Annotated in this window: 18 protein-coding genes and 2 tRNA genes; 9 read left to right on the top strand and 11 right to left on the bottom strand. The window is 44.0% G+C overall.

What is annotated here, in order from left to right; translation table 11 throughout:
• Positions 1 to 50 precede the first annotated feature (50 nt).
• From JKP82_RS00485 to JKP82_RS00450, 8 genes are all read right to left on the bottom strand, one after another.
• Positions 51 to 743 (bottom strand): electron transport complex subunit E, encoded by a 693-nt coding sequence (locus JKP82_RS00485; protein WP_218395431.1) that lies wholly within the window; start codon positions 741 to 743, stop codon positions 51 to 53.
• Positions 740 to 1,408 carry an electron transport complex subunit RsxG gene (rsxG, locus tag JKP82_RS00480; RefSeq protein ID WP_159529625.1) on the bottom strand — a complete coding sequence of 223 codons (669 nt, stop codon included), beginning with the start codon at positions 1,406 to 1,408 and terminating at the stop codon, positions 740 to 742. Before rsxG ends, JKP82_RS00485 begins: the two co-directional genes overlap by 4 nt.
• Positions 1,409 to 2,497: an electron transport complex subunit RsxD gene (rsxD, locus tag JKP82_RS00475; RefSeq protein WP_129737259.1), complete on the bottom strand. Its 1,089-nt coding sequence runs from the start codon at positions 2,495 to 2,497 to the stop codon at positions 1,409 to 1,411.
• The gene (gene rsxC, locus JKP82_RS00470; RefSeq protein ID WP_218395429.1) at positions 2,494 to 5,094 is read right to left on the bottom strand and encodes an electron transport complex subunit RsxC; all 2,601 of its coding nucleotides are present in this window, start codon (positions 5,092 to 5,094) and stop codon (positions 2,494 to 2,496) included. The genes rsxD and rsxC overlap by 4 nt, the downstream gene beginning before the upstream one ends.
• Positions 5,095 to 5,097: 3 nt before the next feature.
• Complete coding sequence (gene rsxB / locus JKP82_RS00465) at positions 5,098 to 5,667, bottom strand: electron transport complex subunit RsxB (protein WP_013784954.1); 570 nt, start codon at positions 5,665 to 5,667, stop codon at positions 5,098 to 5,100.
• Positions 5,667 to 6,248, bottom strand: a complete 582-nt coding sequence (gene rsxA / locus JKP82_RS00460) for an electron transport complex subunit RsxA (RefSeq protein WP_013784953.1) — start codon at positions 6,246 to 6,248, stop codon at positions 5,667 to 5,669. The genes rsxB and rsxA overlap by 1 nt, the downstream gene beginning before the upstream one ends.
• A gap of 211 nt (positions 6,249 to 6,459) precedes the next feature.
• Positions 6,460 to 6,536: transfer RNA gene (locus JKP82_RS00455), tRNA-Asn, on the bottom strand.
• A 28-nt stretch (positions 6,537 to 6,564) separates the two neighbouring features.
• Positions 6,565 to 6,641 (bottom strand) — tRNA-Asn (locus JKP82_RS00450).
• Positions 6,642 to 7,731: 1,090 nt separating this feature from the next.
• On the opposite strand from JKP82_RS00450, the gene JKP82_RS00445 reads away from it, so the two are divergent.
• From JKP82_RS00445 to JKP82_RS00425, 5 genes are all read left to right on the top strand, one after another.
• Complete coding sequence (locus JKP82_RS00445) at positions 7,732 to 9,105, top strand: MATE family efflux transporter (RefSeq protein ID WP_201299240.1); 1,374 nt, start codon at positions 7,732 to 7,734, stop codon at positions 9,103 to 9,105.
• A gap of 28 nt (positions 9,106 to 9,133) precedes the next feature.
• Complete coding sequence (uvrB, locus tag JKP82_RS00440) at positions 9,134 to 11,149, top strand: excinuclease ABC subunit UvrB (protein WP_159529631.1); 2,016 nt, start codon at positions 9,134 to 9,136, stop codon at positions 11,147 to 11,149.
• Between the two features lie 171 nt (positions 11,150 to 11,320).
• Positions 11,321 to 12,247, top strand: a complete 927-nt coding sequence (locus tag JKP82_RS00435) for a LysR family transcriptional regulator (RefSeq protein WP_159529633.1) — start codon at positions 11,321 to 11,323, stop codon at positions 12,245 to 12,247.
• A gap of 20 nt (positions 12,248 to 12,267) precedes the next feature.
• Positions 12,268 to 12,684 carry a hypothetical protein gene (locus JKP82_RS00430; RefSeq protein ID WP_309475307.1) on the top strand — a complete coding sequence of 139 codons (417 nt, stop codon included), beginning with the start codon at positions 12,268 to 12,270 and terminating at the stop codon, positions 12,682 to 12,684.
• A complete protein-coding gene (locus JKP82_RS00425; protein WP_218395427.1) occupies positions 12,681 to 13,088 on the top strand; it encodes a hypothetical protein in 408 nt (135 codons plus the stop codon). Before JKP82_RS00430 ends, JKP82_RS00425 begins: the two co-directional genes overlap by 4 nt.
• 16 nt (positions 13,089 to 13,104) lie before the next feature.
• Here JKP82_RS00425 and queC read toward each other — a convergent pair whose 3' ends face one another.
• On the bottom strand, positions 13,105 to 13,761 hold the full coding sequence (gene queC, locus JKP82_RS00420; protein WP_218395425.1) for a 7-cyano-7-deazaguanine synthase QueC: 657 nt from the start codon (positions 13,759 to 13,761) through the stop codon (positions 13,105 to 13,107).
• Positions 13,762 to 13,878: 117 nt separating this feature from the next.
• Between queC and queE the strand changes: the two genes are divergently transcribed.
• Positions 13,879 to 14,529 (top strand): 7-carboxy-7-deazaguanine synthase QueE, encoded by a 651-nt coding sequence (gene queE / locus JKP82_RS00415; RefSeq protein ID WP_159534429.1) that lies wholly within the window; start codon positions 13,879 to 13,881, stop codon positions 14,527 to 14,529.
• A gap of 31 nt (positions 14,530 to 14,560) precedes the next feature.
• Positions 14,561 to 15,430, top strand: a complete 870-nt coding sequence (locus JKP82_RS00410; protein ID WP_159529637.1) for a transporter substrate-binding domain-containing protein — start codon at positions 14,561 to 14,563, stop codon at positions 15,428 to 15,430.
• A 71-nt stretch (positions 15,431 to 15,501) separates the two neighbouring features.
• Here the strand turns inward: JKP82_RS00410 and asnB are convergent, their stop codons facing one another.
• Positions 15,502 to 17,175, bottom strand: a complete 1,674-nt coding sequence (gene asnB / locus JKP82_RS00405; protein WP_159529639.1) for an asparagine synthase B — start codon at positions 17,173 to 17,175, stop codon at positions 15,502 to 15,504.
• Between the two features lie 391 nt (positions 17,176 to 17,566).
• On the opposite strand from asnB, the gene JKP82_RS00400 reads away from it, so the two are divergent.
• Positions 17,567 to 18,349 carry an RMD1 family protein gene (locus JKP82_RS00400; protein ID WP_159529641.1) on the top strand — a complete coding sequence of 261 codons (783 nt, stop codon included), beginning with the start codon at positions 17,567 to 17,569 and terminating at the stop codon, positions 18,347 to 18,349.
• 84 nt (positions 18,350 to 18,433) lie between these two features.
• Here JKP82_RS00400 and JKP82_RS00395 read toward each other — a convergent pair whose 3' ends face one another.
• Positions 18,434 to 20,122: a M28 family metallopeptidase gene (locus JKP82_RS00395; RefSeq protein WP_159529643.1), complete on the bottom strand. Its 1,689-nt coding sequence runs from the start codon at positions 20,120 to 20,122 to the stop codon at positions 18,434 to 18,436.
• Between the two features lie 69 nt (positions 20,123 to 20,191).
• Here JKP82_RS00395 and JKP82_RS00390 point away from each other — a divergent pair, with 69 nt between their 5' ends.
• Positions 20,192 to 21,100, top strand: coding sequence for a DUF3025 domain-containing protein (locus JKP82_RS00390; RefSeq protein WP_159529645.1), 909 nt, complete (start codon positions 20,192 to 20,194; stop codon positions 21,098 to 21,100).
• The last annotated feature ends 143 nt before the right edge of the window (positions 21,101 to 21,243 follow it).

The raw sequence follows: 21,243 nt of genomic DNA, 5'->3' as shown, positions 1-21,243 counted from the left end.
TAGCTATTCAGGCTTAGTCATATTCTCTGCAACTAGCCGCTTAGCATTTGTTATGCGTCGGCGGTAACACGTGCGCGAGTGGCTTTTTCTTTTACCGTAGTCTCGCGGGCCGCTATTCGAGCATCAATCATATTCTTAAAGGCAATTAACAGTCCCATGCCTAAGAACGCGCCGGGAGGCAAAATTGCCAGCAAGAAAGGAGAATCGGTTTCAAATAAGGTGAGTGTCCAGTTACTGGCAATGCTGCCGAATAGCCTGTCGGCACCTGCGAACAAGGTTCCAGCACCTAAAATTTCTCGCATACCGCCAAGCACAACAAGTACGAAGGTGAACCCTAATCCCATCACTAGGCCATCATACGCTGATGCGCCCGCACTGTTTTTAGAGGCAAAAGCTTCCGCTCTGCCGATGATGGCGCAGTTAGTAACAATCAATGGAATGAATATGCCCAGCGCAAGGTATAACTCGTAGGTAAAGGCGTTCATTAAAAGCTGCACTATGGTAACAAAAGCGGCAATAATCATAACAAATACAGGAATGCGTATTTCGTTTCGAACAATATTACGTACCAATGAAACGGTAACGTTACTGCCAATCAATACTAGCGTGGTAGCTAAGCCTAACCCTAGTCCATTTATAAAGGTGGCGGTTACCGCCAGCAAAGGGCATAAGCCCAGAAGTTGCACTAGGGCAGGGTTGTTTTTCCACATACCTTGGAGGGTAAGGTCGCGATAATCTGTCATTCGCTTAACACCTCATTGGTTGGTAATACGTCATTTTCAATGCCGCACAAATTAGGGGCTGAAAATAAAGTTTGTTGGTTATCTTGCACGTAAAGCAGTGCATTTTTAACCGCGCTAACCACCGCTCGCGGCGTTATTGTGGCACCAGTGAATTGATCGAACTCACCGCCGTCTTTTTTCACTTGCCATACAGGCAAGGCACTTACTGAAAAGTGTTTTCCGGTGAATGACGTTATCCAATCGCTGATCGCCAATTCTATTTTATCACCCAACCCTGGGGTTTCTTTGTGTTCCAACACGCGAACACCAAGCACATTCATTTGCGTATCTACCCCAATGACCAGCGCAATATCACCGCTATAACCATCTGGTGCGGTAGCTTCAATGGCTAGAGCTGTAGGTTCGCCGTTTATCCGTGCTCGATAAACCGTATGAGGTTCTTGGGTGCCTAAATTGGAGCTTACCACCGCCGTGCAATCAGCATAAAGCTCATTGTCATGTAACTCATGCGGCACCACTTCATTTAATATACTAAGCAATTTTTGCTTTTGTTGTTGTGCAATACGTTCGGCTGTACCGTTATAGGTGAGGGCGATGAGCGCAGTACCAATTATCGCAAACGCACTTAGCATCAAACCATTTTTTACTAGCGTCTCTTTTACCATTTACTCTACTCGCCTTGCTTTCTTAGTAACCTGATGCCCGTATGTACGGGGGCGGGTATAGTAATCAATCAGCGGCACAACCATATTCATAATAATGACTGCAAAAGCAATCGCGTCTGGGTAACCGCCAAAAACTCGAATAATAACCACCCAAAAGCCAATGGCTGCGCCATAAATTATGCGCCCTTTTGGTGTGGTTGACGCAGATACCGGGTCGGTGGCAATAAAGAATGCGCCTACCATCACTGCACCGTTAATGAGATGAAACAGCGGCGATGCATAATGATCGGCATCAATCATATAAAGCAATAATGCAAAAACTGCCACTGACGCCAACATGCTGCCTGGAATATGCCAGCTAATCACTCTTAACTTCACAAGCCACAGGCCGCCAAGTAAATAACTTAAACTTACCCATCCCCAACCTGCACCAGCAGATTGAAATAGCCCCGTGGAAAAAATAGGTCTGAGCAATGATTCTGAGTACGTAATACCCAAGGTTAAGTCAGTTTTTAGGGTGTCGAGCGGTGTGGCCATTGTTACACCGTCTGCCACAGTCCGTAACTGGGTAACATCGTAACCTGTGGTCGAAAAGTCGGTAAAAATAAGTGCCGCAGAGTCTAAGAAGCTAGGTGTTAAGCTAGCTAGGTGCTGCGGGGGTAACCATAAACTCATGGCGGCCGGGAATGAAATTAACAGTACTACATAGCCAATCATCGCTGGATTGAAAATGTTAAACCCTAAGCCACCGTATACTTGTTTGGCGACGGCAATGGCGAAAAATACGCCTGTAATCGTCATCCACCATGGCAGAGTAGGCGGAATGCTAATAGCAATTAGCAGGCCGGTTAGTATGGCGGAGTAGTCGGTTAACGTACGTTCGATAGGGCGTTTACGTAACCAGAGGATAACCCCTTCAAAAACGAGGGCGCTGGCGACCGCTAAAAAGGCTTGAATGAGTGTACCCCATCCAAAAAATACGGTTTGAGCAATAATACCAGGCACCATGGCATAAATGACCAAGCGCATGACCTGGCCAGTATCGCGCTTCACTCTTTGATAGGGAGAACTAGATAAGGTTAATTTCATGATTGATTGTTCTCACTTTCTGCCGCTGCTTTTTTTGCTTTAGCCTTAGCGACGGCCGCTGCAATACGGCGTTTTTTCTCAAGAGCAGGATCGTTTGCTTCTTCAGATAGTACTGATTGTGGAGCGGTTTGCTCGGCTTCGCTTGTAGGGGGAGATAACTCGGCTTTCTCTGATACCTTTACCTGCTCAGGCTCAACATCTTGACTAGCAGTGCCTGAATCATCAGTTTGCGTTTTATGAATTTCAGCTAAACGTTTTTTCGCTTTAGCTTTTGCTACCGCCGCAGCTATTCTGGCTTTCTTGTCATCCGCGGTGTTCGTGGTTTCGTTGTTTGGCTCTTTTTCGGCGTTGTCAGCACTACTGTTTGGCCTTTCAAGAAGCTTTTCGTGTTCTGTATCAATACGGCTAGCTTTGGCTTCAACAGTAGCTTCAGCATCATCTGACGCTGTTTTAGGCGTTTTTAAATCGCCACGGTTCTGCTGTTTTTGTAATTCTGCTTTTTTAGCTTTTGCTTTAGCAATTGCGGCGGCAACCCGGGCTTTTTTCTCATCTTGCAGTTGCGTTGATGAAGCTGAGGTAGAAGCCTCTTCCTTTGCCTGACTTTGTGGTAAATCGCTTCCAAATACTTCAGCGCTGCTTTCGTCTTGTTGTTGGCGTGCTGCTTTTTTTGCTTTTGCTCGCGCGATGGCGGCGGCAACTTGCGCTTTCTTATCGTCGGCAGCTGTGCTTACATTTTCAGCTTGGTTTTCAACTTGGGTTTCAGTCGCTTGTTGATCTGTCTGTGCTGTCGATTGAGATTCTGAAAAAACTTCATCAGTTTTAGGTGCTTCAGACGCCGATTCTTTAAGCTTCTGGGCTTTTTTAGCTTTAGCGCGTGCTATGGCGGCGGCAACTTGCGCTTTTTTATCATCAGCAGGTGAGCTTGCGGTAGTGCTTGTGCTAGTTGTGGCTGCAGATTTTGCGTCAACTACGCTTGTTTCGTCAGAATTAGCGCTCTGAAGGGCTGCTTTTTTCGCTTTGGCTCTGGCTAATGCAGCCGCGACTTTATCTTTAGAGCTATTTTGCTCTGTAGAAGGGGCTGGTGATGCAGATTGGCTATCGGAATTATTCTTTGCAGCAAGTCGTGCTTCTTTAGCGCGGCGGTGTTTGGCTTCACGCTCTTCTTTTTCCCGTTCTAGGCGCTCGTTTCGCGCTTCAAAACGTTGTTTCGCTTTTTCTGCTTTGTTCTTTTCGTCTCGTTGCAATCGTATTTCAGATTTAGCTTGGCGGTAATAATGAACCAAAGGTATTTCACTGGGGCATACATACGCACAAGCGCCACATTCGATACAGTCGAAAAGATCATAGTCTTCAGCTTTGTCGTATTCTTTTGCTTTGGCGTGCCAAAACATTTGTTGTGGTAGTAAAGAAACCGGACATGCGTCAGCACACGCACTACAACGAATACATGGGCGTTCGGCGTTATCGTCTACCAGTTCTTTTTTGCTGGGTACTAATAAACAGTTAGTGGTTTTCACCACAGGTATGGTGGCATCCGCCAAGGCAAAGCCCATCATAGGGCCGCCCATAATCACTTTAGGCGACGTTTGCTTTTTAGCTTGGTAGCTGGCTTCTTCTAGCAAGTGCTTTACTGGTGTACCAAGTAAAGCTCGAAAATTAGCAGGCTTAGCTACGGCATCACCGGTTACCGTGACAATACGTTCAATAAGTGGCTTACCGTGTAAAATAGCATCGGCAATGGCAAAGCATGTCCCCACGTTAAACATCATTACGCCAATGTCTGCCGGAAGACCGTTACGGGGCACTTCGCGGCCCGTGATAACTTGAATTAATTGTTTCTCACCACCAGCAGGGTATTTCGTTTCAATAGGTACTACCCGATACGCGTCCTTGTCTTGGCAGGCTATATTAAGTGCTTGAATGGCTTCAGGCTTGTTATCTTCAATGGCAATAACAATCGCTTTAGGCTCAATAATATGCGCTAAAATGTCTAAGCCTTGGCGAATCTGCCACGCGTGTTCACGCATGAGGCGGTCATCTGCGGTGATGTAAGGTTCGCACTCCACGCCATTTAGCACTAAAAACTCAACGGGTTTACTCGTTGCAGTTTTAATATGGGTAGGAAACCCTGCGCCACCCATGCCAGAAATACCGGCTTGGCAAATGGCATCTACAATCGTATTTTTATCTACCGCGGTATAGTCAGCTAAGGGTGTAAGCTCGCCCCAGGTATCTTTACCATCGGGTTTAATGCTAACGCACATTTCTGTAAGGCCACTAGGATGGGCTACCACGTGAGGTGCTATAGCAACAATGTGCCCCGAAGTGGGTGCATGAACTGGCACAGCATAAGGTGTTGTAGCATTGGATAGCGGTTGGCCTTTGTAAACATAGTCACCTACGTTTACGCAGCATATGCCTTCTGAACCCACATGTTGACGTATAGGTAATGTAAGCAGGTCTGGCATTGATGGTTGCAAAATGGCAGCTTTATTCGACAATCGCTTTTTATCATCAGGGTGCACGCCGCCAGGGAAAGAAAATAGTTTCCCGGAATTTAGGCGTTCAATAATGTTATCAAAATCTGGATAGTTCAACGCTTACGACACCATTTTAATTGGAATGTCACCTTTGGGTGATGAGGAAAAATCCCACTTCCATGTTGCTGTGGTTGGTGTAACAGGCACCATATCGATACAGTCTACGGGGCAGGGATCTACACATAAATCGCAGCCCGTACATTCTTCAACAATTACCGTATGCATATGCTTTGCTGCACCTAATATGGCGTCAACGGGGCATGCTTGAATACACTTGGTACAACCAATACATTCGTCTTCTCGAATGAAGGCGACTTTTTTTGTATCTTCTTCGCCGTGAGCCGCATCTAAAGGTTTTGGTTCTACCCCCATTAAATCGGCAAGTTTTTTTATTGTCGACTCACCACCAGGGGGGCATTTGTTAATTTCATCACCATTAGCAATGGCTTCTGCATAGGGTTTGCAGCCAGGGTAGCCACATTGGCCACATTGAGTTTGGGGCAATATTTCGTCAATTTGATCAACCAGTGGGTCGCCTTCCACCTTAAATCGAATACTGGCGTAACCTAGAATGAGACCGAACAGAAGTGCAAGCGCGCCTAAAGCGATGATGGCGTATGTCATGGTCATTATACTTTCACCAAACCGCTGAAGCCCATAAACGCCAGTGACATAAGGCCCGCCGTTATCATAGCAATTGACGCCCCTTTAAATGAAACGGGTACATCGGCGGCAGCTAAACGTTCTCGCATGGCCGCAAATAGAACAAGTACCAAGGAAAACCCAACAGCCGCACCAAAGCCATAAATAAGGCTTTCCATAAAGTTATGCTGCTCGGTAAGGTTCAGTAAAGCAACACCAAGCACAGCGCAATTGGTGGTAATAAGAGGAAGGAAAATACCTAATAAGCGGTAAAGGGTAGGGCTGGTTTTATGCACTACCATCTCCGTGAACTGAACCACAACAGCAATCACTAGAATAAACGCTAATGTTCGTAAGTAGCCAATACCTAAAGGCGCAAGTAGATAAGTCTCTACTAAGTAGCTTGTGGCCGAGGCTAGTGTTAATACAAACGTGGTGGCCATAGACATGCCCATGGCGGTTTCGAGTTTGCTCGACACACCCATAAAAGGGCATAAGCCAAGAAACTTCACCAGCACGAAGTTATTAACTAATACGGTACCAATTAATAGTAATAAAAATTCAGTCATGAAAATCGCAATTCCTACCAGGAATTAGTTGAGTCTTGGCTTAATGGCCGTACTCGAAATTGAAACAGGAATAATTTGTCTATTATCGCTTTTTAGGCGCAGATTAACAACTTGATTGAATTAGGGTTATTTAATGAATATATAAGCGGTATTAGAAAGAAAAACGTATGAGATAGTAAAAAGAGGATAAAGCGGTAATGAGCCAACCAAGTGGCTCCCCCTCCCCGATTCGAACGGGGGACCTGCGGATTAACAGTCCGTCGCTCTAACCAACTGAGCTAAGGGGGAATTGCACTTAAAGTTGTCGATGAAAAGTTGGCTCCCCTTCCCCGATTCGAACGGGGGACCTGCGGATTAACAGTCCGTCGCTCTAACCAACTGAGCTAAAGGGGACCTGCTTTTCAACGGGGCGGAATATTAAAGAGCATCTGGGTTTCTGTCAACAACCTTAATGAATTTTTTATGCTAAGTGGTCAAAAAATAGCTTTTCAGGGGTTTTGTGTTTAAATTTGCACCAAAAGCGAGAAAGTAGTGCTTAATTACTGAGCGAGTATTCGTATCGACGTATTTAACTGCATTATCAAAGGAATGAATTTTTAAGAATAGTGACTGATGTTATGCAGTAGCGAAATACGAAACCTATATAATAAAAAAGAATAAAAAATGTTTTGTATACTGATATTATGTACAGTGTTTAATAAATATGTAACCTAGCGCTTAGTATCTCAAGGTTAGTCTTCACTTACATAATTAGGAAGGGGTTACCCAGCATAGGGCGTAATTGCTGGGGTAGAGCTAGTTATCCACTAATTCTGTGGATAACTATGTTGATAGTTATTAGCGTGAAGACAAATTGGTAAGATCATCGTGTTCATGATCGTGAACTCGCCCTAGCCGTTTTTACTTAAAAAACTTATATTTCAAGCGGTTATTTGTTATTACGGGATCTCTGATTAAGATCTTAATAGATCAATTGGACAAAAAATATCTTGTGTGTTAATTCGTCGACTATCAGTTACTTTTTCGACGATATAACAGTCAGAAATGAATGGTTTACATAAATTTTACATTTTTGTTTGGTTTAGCTTCAACGCTTATCCACGGTTAATCAACCGATAGACTGTCTTAAAAGCGCAATCTAGCCGTAATGAAATTGTCATTACACTAAATTGGCTTATTTCATAAACTAAACTGACAACGCGTGAAACTTTAACTATTAAAAAACTGAGTTCAGCGACATCTGCGCAAATGTCCGCTTAAAACGTGTAAATTAGTCATTAGTATTAAATTGAAAATGTGGTTAGGTGGGAAAACCGACACCTGAGCTAGCGTAAACTTAGCTTGGTCGATTTAACATAGCCAATGTGGTCAGTCTCACATAGACTACTGTCAGCTTCTTGTTGCAAGGCAAGTTTAGTTATATACAAAAGTCAGTAATTTATTAGCGCCAGTTATTTCTACCAATCAACTATTGTGAGGGTTTGTGAAAACAGACGAGTCCCCGAGCCGAGCAGCGAATCTTTTAAACGGTGATATTCCTTCTACCCTAAAACGCATGACTATACCTATGATACTGGGCATGGTCATGATGATGAGCTTCGGGTTAATTGATACCTTTTTTGTTAGTTTACTAGGCACTGAACCTCTTGCTGCCATTAGTTTTACCTTTCCCGTCACCTTTACCGTCATTAGTTTAAATATTGGTTTGGGAATTGGTACGTCAGCTATTATTGGCAAACTGCAGGGCAGTGGCGAATTAAGTGAGTCAAAAAATTACGCGACAGGCTCCCTTATGCTTTCTGCCATTTTGGTGGGGACGTTAGCGTTAATTGGTTACTTCACTATTGAACCCATTTTTACGCTGTTGAACGCTTCGCCAACCTTGTTACCTTATATAAGAGATTATATGGCATTGTGGTATGCATCTAGTATTTTTCTTTCGCTGCCAATGGTGGGCAATAGTGTATTAAGGGCGTGTGGCGACACCCGTACCCCAAGCATTGTAATGGCAACCGTAGGTGGCTTAAATGCCTTACTCGACCCTTTGTTTATTTTCGGCGCAGGTCCGGTTCCCGCGATGGGTATCAAAGGCGCTGCACTGGCTACGTTATTAGCGTGGATGGTGGGCGCAGCTTGGATACTTTATTTATTGGCGGTTAAACGAAACCTTATTCTACCTCGACTTCTTTCATTGCTTGAACTAAAAGCAATTAGCGGGGATATTTTAAAAATAGGCCTGCCAGCAGCTGGGGCTAATATGCTTACGCCGATAGCCGGTGGCGTAATGACCGCAGTGGTGGCCAGTTATGGTGCTGAAGCCGTAGCGGCTTGGGGAGTAGGAAGTAGAATGGAGTCCATTGCTAGCATTGTGGTACTTGCCCTTTCTATGACGTTACCCCCATTTATTAGCCAAAACGTTGGTGCAAATAGATTCGATAGAGTACATAGCGCTTATATGGTGTCGCTAAAATTTGTGCTTTTTTGGCAGTTATTCGTATTCGTTGTTATGTGGGTTTGTTCGGGCTGGATTGCCGTTGCCTTTACCAGTGAACCCGAGGTTAGCCGCCTTATTCAATTGTTTTTGATGATCGTGCCTTTAGGCTATGGCATGCAGGGTATTATAATTCTAACGAATTCTTCGTTAAACGCGATGCACCACCCCTTGAGTGCATTGGCGTTGAGTGTAATTAGATTGTTTGTATTTTTTGTGCCAATAAGTATCGCGGGAAGTTACTTTTTCGGTTTAACCGGATTGTATTGGGGAACGGTAGTGGCAAACATTGCCATGGCGACCGTGTCTTTTGTCGTATTCAAAAATACGCTCTCGGTATTTAAACAGGAACAACATGCTACCTAGGTGGCAAGGTAAATAAGGTATTTAATAAATGAGTAAAGGTTTCGAACTTCATTCAAGCTACAAGCCAGCGGGCGATCAACCCGCAGCCATAGAAACCTTGGTTGATGGGTTAGAAAGTGGCTTAGCAGCACAAACCCTTTTAGGGGTTACCGGTTCTGGTAAAACTTTTACCATGGCGAATGTTATTAACGAAGTTCAAAGGCCAACGCTCATTCTGGCTCATAACAAAACACTAGCTGCACAGTTATACGGAGAAATGAAAGACTTTTTCCCTAACAATGCGGTTGAATATTTTGTTTCCTATTATGATTATTATCAGCCAGAAGCATACGTACCTAGTACCGATACTTTTATTGAGAAAGATGCATCGATAAACGATCATATCGAGCAAATGCGCTTGTCTGCGACAAAGGCATTGATGGAGCGCCGAGATGTTGTGATTGTTGCCAGTGTTTCTGCTATTTATGGTTTGGGTGACCCCGAGTCGTATATGAAAATGCTCTTGCATTTGCGACAGGGCGATACCATGGATCAGCGAGATATTTTGCGCAGACTTGCCGAGCTTCAATACAAGCGCAACGATTTAGCCTTCGAACGGGGTACATTCCGTGTGCGCGGCGATGTGATTGACATCTTCCCTGCAGACTCAGAAAAACAAGCGGTGCGTGTTGAGCTGTTTGACGATGAGATAGATAAAATTAGTTTGTTCGATCCACTGACAGGTGCAGTCGACAAGTCTGTTGTACGGGCAACGGTGTTTCCGAAAACCCATTATGTAACCCCAAGAGAAAAAATCCTTGATGCCATCGATCACATAAAAGGGGAATTGAAGTCTAGAAAGGCGCAGCTGCTAGAAATTAACAAGTTAATAGAAGAGCAGCGAATTTCTCAGCGTACTCAATTTGATATTGAGATGATGATGGAGCTTGGTTATTGCTCGGGTATAGAAAACTACTCACGTTACCTCTCTGGCCGAGCGCCTGGCGAGCCGCCGCCAACGTTATTAGATTACTTTCCTGCTGATGGCCTCATGTTCATTGATGAATCCCATGTCACGGTTTCTCAAATTGGTGCCATGTACAAAGGCGATCGTTCTAGAAAAGAAACTTTGGTGGAATACGGGTTCCGTTTACCTTCAGCGCTTGATAACCGTCCACTTAAATTTGAAGAATTTGAGCAAATTTGTCCACAGACGGTCTATGTGTCGGCTACACCCGGTGAGTACGAACTTAAAAAGACTCATGGTGACATTGTAGAACAAGTGGTGCGCCCTACAGGGTTATTAGACCCCATCATTGAAGTGCGCCCAGTAGCTACCCAAGTGGATGATGTATTATCAGAAATTCACAAGCGAGTGGCCCTTGATGAAAGGGTACTTATTACTACGCTCACTAAGCGAATGGCCGAAGATTTAAGTGAATACTTAAATGAGCACGGCGTTAAAGTACGGTATTTGCATTCAGATATCGACACGGTAGAACGCATTGAGATTATTCGCGACTTGCGTATTGGTAAGTTCGATGTGCTGGTGGGTATTAACCTACTTCGTGAAGGTCTAGATATGCCAGAGGTTTCATTGGTAGCGATTCTTGATGCCGATAAAGAAGGCTTTTTACGCGCAGAACGCTCGCTTATTCAGACTATCGGTCGGGCGGCACGTCACATCAATGGCCGAGCCATTTTATATGGCGATAAAATTACCAAGTCTATGAAAAAAGCCATGGACGAAACTGAACGTCGCCGTGAAAAGCAAGTTGAATACAACAAGGCTAATAATATAACACCAATGCGCTTGAACAAGCCGATTACCGATATTATGGATTTGGGGGAAGGGGCTCATCCTGCGTCCGGTAAAGTGAGGCTTCGCAAAGTAGAAGAGAAGAAGAAACAGAAGAAAGCGGCAAGTGCGACAGAGTTAATGGATCAAATTGCCGAGCTTGAAAAGCAGATGTTTGAATATGCCAGAGAGCTTGAATTCGAAAAGGCGGCTTCGTTGAGAGATGATGTAGAAGCACTTCGTAAACAGGTTGTTGCATTATCTTGATGAACTGATTGAGCGTTATTGAAGGTAAAGCAAACGCAGCGTTTTTATTTTAGTTGTTTATAACATTGTGTTTATTGCAGAAATTTGCCTGAAATTGTCGTTGTAATCGGGGCGCCAGTTGCATATAGTTGATACTTAAGTATCTATAACTATACCTATAATGGTGCCTTTATGCTGAATCGTCTTCAAGAGTCGGATATTAAATTGTTACGCGTGTTTTACGCGGTGGCAAGTTGTAATGGTTTCACTGCTGCAGAACCCGTGTTGCGTATGCAACGTCCGAATATCAGTGCTGCAATTAAGAAGCTTGAAGAACGACTTGATTTGGTATTATGCCACCGCGGTCGTGGTGGCTTTCAAATGACAAAAGAAGGCGAAGTGGTTTTCCAAGAAACCAAGCGTATTTTCAACGCCTTCGATAATTTTGTGTTTAATTTGAAATCATTGCACGATGACTACTCAGGTCACATTACGCTCGTGCTTATGGCAGGCCTGCCGCTTTCTATGCATTTAGCGGTGAGTAAAGCCGTTAAAAGCACGATGAAAAAATTTGATGATATCCACGTTAATATCCAAACACGTTTATACAATGAAGTAGAGCATGTTGCCTTATCTGGTGAATGCCATTTGGTGGTATCGACCTACGATATGGTAAAACCCGAATCTGTCACTTTTCATCCTATCGGGATCACAACAGACGGGCGTTTATATTGCTCACCTACACACCCGTTAGCCAAATATCGTGATACTGCACTGCCTGAAAATATAAAAATTGAAGATTTTCCGGCCATTGGTATCTCTGGTTTATCTTCGGCAAACTACATCGATAATGAGTCTCGTCTTGCTATTCAAACCTTTTCAGACTCCTTCGACGCTGCAATGTCAGCCATCATGACAGGTGAGTATATTGGTTTGTTACCCGATTACATGGCTAAAGAGCAAGGCGCAGCGCTAGGGCTAGTACCTATCGCCAATGGCAGCTTGTATAATTTTAGCCACGATCTATTTGTAATGAATGGCAAGAACACACGATTGAACCCAGTGTTACGACACTGCATAAAAGAACTCACTTACTTTATAGCTGAAAGTCAAAAGTAAGTTAGGTACAAAAATAAAGTATGAAAACGCCTTGTGAAAACAGGGCGTTTTTCGTTTCAACCAAAAAGGAATGGTTTATCTTCTTCTTAGTTAAATTAGTGTCGTTCTTTTTCGGAACGTATTTGTGCTTTTCACTGCATCATTATTTTGACGTACCTGTGGTGTTGGCTGCCGCTTTTACGGGTTTAGTAGGCAGTTTTTGGCATTGGCCTAATAAATATGGCAACCACCCTCAAGCGGCGATTTATGCGGGAGCCTTCGCGGGTATGTGCTCAAGTGCAATTATTACTGGGTGGGAAGCGCTATTATTTATTTCTGTGGTAGGGGCAGGCGTCTATACCTTAACCCGTAATATTTTCGAAGGCTTTGGGGGGCGGCTAGGGGCTATTGCATTTACCGCAGTCAGTAGCCTTATTCTTCTAAGGGCGTTGTTTTGACGGAACTATTAGTTGTTATAGCTACCCTTGCCGGAGCATTCGCCACCTACCGGTTAGCGAAACTGCCAAGGTTTAATGTAATTCGAGCATCCAGTTTACTCACTATTTTATTTTACTTTTCAGTGCTACTTCTCCAGAACGTGCTAGTGAGCGAAAGTCGTTCATCAGAAACAGCAGAATGTTGGGCAACGGTGTTTTTCGGGGGAAGTTTTGTTGGTATGAGCGCACCGCACCGTTTCTCGTATTACTTGCTAACTATTTCGTCGATATGCTTTACCATTATCTTTATGGTGTTGCTGCCGCTCCTAGAAGGGATTGGTGGTGCACTGGGGTGTAGTGCCTTTATTTCGGTGGCGATAAGCCACTCACTTCGCGTGATGGTGGATAAGCTAAAAGGCGCCTGAGTAGGCGCCAAATCGATTATTCGTAGCTAAGGGGATCAGTGCAGTGATTCTCTCTGAACGCCTCTAAGCGCTCTTCACAGGCTCCGCATTTGCCGCAAGCTTTCGCTCGTCCGTTGTAACACGTCCACGTTTCGCCGTAGTCTAAGCCCATTTTCAACCCGTCGGTTAAAATCGCTGTTTTACTGTCTTTGATATAAGGCGTAACAATCTCGACTGGGGTGTAGTTGGCAATGCGACAAACATCACTCATCTTTTCCACAAACTCAGGGCGGCAATCTGGGTAAATGGCATGATCGCCAGAATGCGCGCCATAATACACTTCGTTAGCTTCTAGGCTTACGGCATAGCCCACTGCTAGCGACAGCAAAATCATATTACGATTAGGCACGACCGTTTGCTTCATGCTGGGTTCTTCGTAATGTCCTTCTGGTACATCGATATCAGAGGTTAGCGATGAGCCGCCTATCAAGCTATTAATAGCACTGATATCCACAATTTTGTGAGGCACGTTTAACGATTTACACACGGCTGCCGCATAATCTAATTCTTTCTTGTGGCGCTGACCATAATCAAAAGAGAGGGCGTGAACGGTCTTACCATCACGTAAAGCTTTGTGTAAAACAGTGAATGAGTCCATTCCACCTGAATAGATAACAACGACGTTTTCTGACATAGTTTTAAAGTTTTGAGAAATTATGCCCGAATTTTATGTGATCCTTGGTAAAATCGAAACATACAATCGTTAAAGGGTGACATTTTGTCGAAATTAACCACGCTGAATATAAATGAAATGTTCGAAACCATCCAAGGAGAAGGGGCACATACCGGTATTCCGTCTATCTTTGTTCGCTTACAGGGATGCCCTGTGGGTTGCCCATGGTGCGATACCAAACATACTTGGACGCTGGACAACGCCTTGGTAACGACAGCACAACAGGTTATTGATAAGACCAACGAGTCTGAGCATTTTTTTGAAATCGATGAAAACAAGTTATTGTCGCTGTTTTCTGAACAAGGTTATGTGGCAAAGCATGTGGTTATCACCGGTGGTGAACCTTGTATGTATGACTTGCGCCCGCTTACCACGTTGTTACATGACAACGGCTTTTCCACTCAAATAGAAACAAGTGGCACTTATGAAGTGTTGTGTGATGATAGGACTTACGTGACGGTATCACCAAAAATTAATATGAAAGGGGGCATGCCGGTTTTGCTGAGTGCCCTTGAGCGTGCGAATGAAATAAAACACCCTATTGCCATGCAAAAACATATTGATGAGTTAGATGCGCTACTAGCAGATGTAACTTCGTTAGCAGGTAAGCAGGTTTGTCTACAGCCGATAAGTCAGCAACCACGGGCCACCCAACTTGCAGTACAAACCTGCATAGCCCGTAATTGGCGACTATCCTTACAAACACATAAATATATTGGTATAGAATAAATTACTTAAGCGTGAGCAAAGGAGTTCGATAATGGCGTTGAAGTATGTAAAAACGGTACTGCATTTGTGTGCGTTGCTTATATCAACACAAAGTGCCGCGGCATTGTGGACAATTAACTACCCCAAACCGCTAGATGACTCTGACGCTCGCGCCGAATACCCCATTGCCTTGCTCAAACTTGCCCTTGATAAAACAGGTGTAAATTACGAGTTATTACCTTCAGATCGCATTCTTCTGTCTGGAAAGGCACTGCGTCAACTGCGTGAAAATCGTGAGGTGAATGTGGTGTGGAGTATGACGGATAGTCAACGCGAAAAAGACCTTCTCCCCATTCGAATCCCGATTGCGAAAGGGCTCATTGGCCTGCGGGTATTTGTTATCAATGTAGATAGGGAAGCTGAATTTGCGCGGGTTTCATCAAAAAACGAATTAATGAACTTCACGCCATTGCAGGGTGAAGAATGGCCAGACACTAAAATACTGCAAGCCAACGGCTTTAATGTCGCCACGGTACCTAATTTCAAAGATGCTTATTCATTGTTACTTCAAAACAAGGGGGATTTCTTTCCTCGCTCTGTCATTGAGGTATCAGCTGAACTTGAAGGGCGATCGGCATCACTTAAGTTAGAACCCGAGATGGCAGTTTATTACCCTACCGCCATGTATTATTTCGTCAATAAGAGTAATCCAACGTTAGCACGGCTAATTGAAACAGGATTGAATCGCGCTATTGAAGACGGCTCTTTCGAAGCACTATTTAAATCTTCAAATGAAGCCATTTTAGAGCAGCTAGATATTAAGAACAGACGAATCTATACACTTGATAACCCCTTATTACCGTCTGAAACGCCGTTAGCCGATGAGCGGCTTTGGTACGTTATTGATAAACAGCGGCAATAACAAGACGTCACCCTCATAAAAAAACGCGGCTTTAGCCGCGTTTTTTTACTTAAAAATTCAGGTGCTCAGAACTAGTCAGAAGCACCAGAGTGCACGTCTTTCATTGAACGACCTGAAGGATCGGCATTGTTCTTAAAGCTTTCATCCCATTCAAGTGCTTCAACCGTACTACAAGCGATAGATTTGCCACTAGGTACACATCGAGCCGCGCTTTCTTGCGGGAAGTAACCTTCAAAGATGGTGCGGTAGTAGTAACCTTCTTTAGTATCTGGCGTGTTCACAGGGAAGCGGAACTCGGCAGAAGCAAATTGTTGGTCAGATACTTCGTTCTCTACGAAATCACGGATAGAGTCAATCCAAGAGTAGCCTACGCCATCGCCGAACTGTTCTTTTTGACGCCATAGCACTTCAGCAGGCAAGGTATCACCGTTGTCGAAAGCTTTGCGTAAAATCCATTTTTCCATTTTGCCATCAAGACACATTTTATCTTGAGGGTTTAAGCGCATGGCCACGTCGATAAAGTTTTTATCTAAAAATGGTACACGGGCTTCAACACCCCATGCTGATGTTGCCTTGTTTGCACGAGCACAATCGAACAAGTGAAGGCGATCTAGTTTACGTACCGTTTCTTCGTGGAACTCTTTTGCATTCGGCGCTTTGTGGAAGTACAAGTACCCACCAAAAATCTCATCGGCGCCTTCACCAGACAATACCATTTTAATACCCATGGCTTTAATCTTACGGGTCATTAGGTACATTGGCGTTGCCGCACGAATAGTGGTGGTGTCATAAGTTTCTAGGTGGAAAATCACGTCACGAATGGCATCAAGCCCTTCTTGAATGGTGAAGTGAATTTCGTGGTGTACCGTACCAATCATATCAGCCACTTTCTTAGCAGCTTTCAAATCGGGTGCACCTTCAAGACCTACCGCGAAGCTGTGCAGGCGAGGCCACCATGCTTCTGTTTTATCTTCGTCTTCAACACGTTTAGCAACATACTTTGCCGCAATGGCAGAGACTAACGATGAGTCAAGACCACCCGATAACAATACCGCATAAGGTACGTCAGACATCATGTGAGACTTCACTGATTTTTCAAACGCTACACGTAAATCGTCAAGGTTAGTGGTGTTGTCTTTTACTGCATCGTATTCCATCCAATCACGTTTGTAGTACTTCGTGATCTGTCCGTCTTTACTCCATAGGTAATGCCCAGGAGGAAATTCGCTAATGGTTTTACAAATAGGCGCCAACGCTTTCATTTCTGAAGCAACGTAGAAGTTGCCATGCTCATCGTAACCTGTGTATAGAGGAATAATACCCATATGGTCGCGAGCAATTAAATAAGCATCCTGTTCATCATCATAAAGGACAAATGAGAACATGCCTTCTAATTCATCAACAAAGCTCACACCTTTTTGCTGATAAAGCGGAAGAATAACCTCGCAATCTGAGCGAGTTTTAAAAGGATAAGGTTCTGCTAAATCGTCAGCGAGTTGCTTGTGATTATAAATTTCGCCATTGACGGCTAAAACTTGTTTGCCATTTTGGCTGATAAGCGGCTGAGCGCCGGTGTCCACATCAACAATAGCCAATCTTTCGTGACAAAGAATGGTATTGTCATTATTCCAGATTCCCGACCAGTCAGGGCCACGGTGGCGCAATAATTTTGTTAATTCGAGGGCTTGGGTTCTGAGTTCAGACACATCGGTTTTGATATCAAGGATACCGAAAATACCACACATAAAACGGATTCTCTCTGTTCACTTGTTGAAAAATAATTGAGGTTTTTTCTGTCGGGTACTCGCGAACGAGTTGGCGAAGGTATTGTTGTTTTTTTTAATCGCGCTTTCGCATGCCTTGAATGTGCCAGTCTGACAGGAAATTGCAAGTACAATATGATGAGAAAATGGAAATTGTTATTCCAAAACACTATGTTCTTTGGTGAAAGCGTCACTGCTCTTAGAGGCGATAGATAATATGTCGCACAAATACTAGGCAGGATACAAGTTTTACTCACTGTGCTTATATCGAAAATCATTTTATAACCTTATGATTTAAAATGATTTATATTTGTATCTCTTTGCGTTCTTTGGGTGCATAATCTGCCGGTTTTTTCAACACCTGGTAAAGGGTATGCAATTTTCAAACGACCGAGTTTCGGTTTATGTTATTCCTGATGTAGATAGCCTTCAATTGGACACGAGTGTTCAGGGGGCGCGCTATCGTGATGCAATGCACATTGAAGTGACAGGCGGTGAAGCTTGGCTTTTTGAGTACGGCGTAGTGGTTTTTTGGGGCGTAGTAGAAGAAGAGCGTGTTGCCTTGCTAAATAGGTTACAGGTTAGCCCTAAGTTATTGTCTGGTATTCACCAAGAGCATCTGCAATTTGCATTTACAAGCGATGTGCTTAGGCTGCAACGGGACTTAATTACGCTTTCGATTGACGATCCATTACTTCGGCTATCAATTAGCCATGGATTAGCGCAATCAATTAAGCTCAATGAATATGAGTACAAAGCGCAAGATACTATTACTCGCTATGCGTATTTGCCGAAAGCGTTGGCCGAAACGGGCAAAATAACATTGCGTCGCCCTGCTTTGGCAAAGATACGTGGGCATTTGTTTAGTACAAAGAGTGACATCTTTTTGCATTATGGGTTGCTTGATACACCAGAGTTCTTTTGGGAATACCCAGAATATGAACATGCTTATAATGCCACGGCGCGGTACTTGGATATTCGTCCAAGGGTAGATGTGCTTTCAAACAAGCTGAATGTTATTCATGAGTTGTTCGAGATGTTAGCTGAAGAGCTAAATCATAAACATTCATCGTTTTTGGAATGGATAATTATTATCTTGATTGCGTTTGAAATAGCGACGTTTGGCGCTGAAGAACTCAAAGGGTTGTTCATGTAAAAAAGCCCACTACAAAAAAGCCCTGTATTAACAGGGCTTTTTTAGCTTAAATTGTTTGTGTTAAATAAGGGTCAACGATAGAAATTAGTCTTCACGTTGAAACTCACTGGTTTCCTTCCACGAAGGCCATTGTTCAGCGTTAGCTACGTTAAAACCTACATCAAACAACAGTTGGGTGTCTTGCACTATGCCGCTTAAATCCCAATCGTCACGGTATTGATCGCATACCTGGTGATAACAGCCCGTCACAATCACATTCATCCGTTTACGATATTTAGCAGTTGTTTCGTCAGCAGGTTCGTTACCACCTTCTGCATAAAGGGCAGGTACGCCTTTTTTTGCAAAGCTGAAGTGGTCAGAGCGATAGTAATAACCTGCTTCTGGACGGTCTTCCTGAGTAAGGGTTCTGCCTTGTTTATCGGCAGCAGTTTTAAGGTAATCTTCTAAGTCTGATTTACCCATACCTACCACGGCCACGTTCTTGGTTTTGCCTAACACGTTCATGGCATCCATATTAATATTGGCCACCGTATCTTCCAGCGGAATGACGGCGTTGTCTGCGTAGTATTTACTGCCCAGCAAACCTTGTTCCTCAGCAGTGACTATCAAAAAAGATACAGAACGCTTCGGCGCAATATCTAAGTTGGCGTAGGCTTTTGCCATAGCCAAAATAGCAGCACTACCCGTGGCGTTATCGTGGGCACCATTGTAGATATTATCGCCTTCTTTAGATTCATCTTTTCCTAGATGATCCCAGTGGGCGGTGTAAATAACGTGCTCGTTGGGTAACTCTGAGCCAGGTAGTGTGGCAATAACATTGTGGCTTTGAGATTTTTTAAATGTATTTCGCACGGTTACCGAAGCATTAATATCCATCGCTTTATGATAAGGCCCAAGCTTGGCTTGATTCTTTTCTTCTTGAAAATTAAAGCCTGCATCAGCAAATACTTTTTCTGCAGCACTTAAGGTTAGCCAACCTTCAATGGCAACACGGCTAGCGCCTTTGTCTTTTGATACTAATCCATACTGAGGGCCGCTCCAGCTATTCGCCACTACTGACCAACCGTAAGAGGCTGGAGCCGTTTCGTGAACAATTAATGCGCCGGCAGCGCCTTGGCGGCTAGCTTCTTCGTATTTGTAACTCCAGCGACCATAGTAGGTCATCGTTGTGCCTTGGAATTTCCCGCTCTCAGGGTTTTCGAAGCCTGGGTCGTTCACCAATATCACGACGGTTTTGCCAGTAACATCTAGGCCTTCATAATCGTTCCAATCGTATTCGGGAGCGTTAACGCCGTAGCCCACAAATACCAGTTCTGAGTTTTCAAGTGATACGGTTTCTTGCTCACGTTTAGATGAAGCAACCATGTCTTCTTTATACGCAAAGCTATTATCGCCAATTGTCATGGCCATTTCAGGGTTAGCGGTCATTTCCATTAACGCGACTTTTTGAAGGTAGCTGTCGCCATTACCCGGTGACAATCCCGCTTTTTCAAACTCACGGGTGAGATAATCCAGTGTTTTGGTTTCACCAATGGTGGTGGGCAAGCGACCTTCAAATTCATCAGATGACAATATTTTTAATGGTTCTCGAATATCTGCATCTGAAATGCTGGCGTAAACTGCGTCGAAATTAGTCGCGATATTCTTTTTTTGAGTTTGGATTTGAGTTTGGGGTTCAGGCTGCGTCGAGCCGTTTTCAGGCGCGTTATTGGGGCTGCAAGCACTTACCGCTGATACGGCAGTTACCAGCAAGGGCAAAAACATTTTTTTCATTGTTAGTCTCTGTTTGCTCTACAATACCGCCCAGTATAGAGAAAACCTTAAGACGAACCAATATTAAGTATGCCAATACCTGTTACTCCTTGGTGTAAACACCATATTCAAGATAATGCGTCTTTACCCGTACATACGCTGTTGAAAGAGTTTATGTTATTAGACGACGCTGACTTTCCTAGTGCTGCAAAACTCAATCGTTTACGTGAAGTATTTCAGCCGCAATGGCAGGGCCCTGTGTTTATAGCACAAGGGGATCTTAACAAGATAAGTGATAACAGCTGTGATACAAACAGCAGTGAAAACGATAGCCGTTACTATGAAGAAATTATCGCGAGTGATAACTGCGTACCTACGCGGGAAAATAGCTGGCATGATTTGTTCAATGCACTTATTTGGATACAATTTCCCGCTACAAAAGCGTTACTGAATACGCTACACATGCAAGATATTGCGCACCATGGCACACACCCAAGAACCGAGCGACGAAACCGCATTACGCATTTTGACGAATGCGGCGTAGTACTGGCGCTTGAGGAAGGGGATGCCAGTAAATCCAACATGTTGCTGAATACGTTAGCCCAACATCAATGGCAGGATAGCTTTGTTATTCATAGACATGAGTGGGGATCCCACATGACCCCCTTTATTTTTGGGCATGCAAACCTTGAGATGATGCTCTCGCCTTTTATCGGACTTACGGGGAAGTGGTTGGCAGTGAATGTGCCTAAAGGGTTTAGCGAGATGAATAAATGGGAACAGCGCCGAGAGGTAGACAAATCGTTGGTGAAACGTATTACTGAGCTTGATGCGTTTAACAAAGCTCCGCTACTAAAGCCTATTCCTTTGCTTGGCGTACCAGGGTGGTACGAAAACCAAGATGAAGCTTTTTATAACAATAGTGAATACTTTAGGCCCCTTAGGGCGGGGGCGAAACCTTCTATTCAGTTACCGCTTTTCGACATAACGACGTTTTGATAATAGATTGATGAGGGCATACTGGCGACGATCCCCTTAAACCAACACCCTTCAATCAAAATCGTCAATTCAGCACAGTAAGTTCAATACAAGGTCTCACACTTTTTGTGTTAGTACCTGCAACGCGCTTCTTACCCCAAGCT

The organism is Alteromonas lipotrueae, from assembly GCF_019249215.1.
Lineage (GTDB): Bacteria > Pseudomonadota > Gammaproteobacteria > Enterobacterales > Alteromonadaceae > Alteromonas > Alteromonas lipotrueae.
Note: the sequence above shows the minus strand (reverse complement) of the source record. Positions and strands in the feature narration are given on the sequence as shown.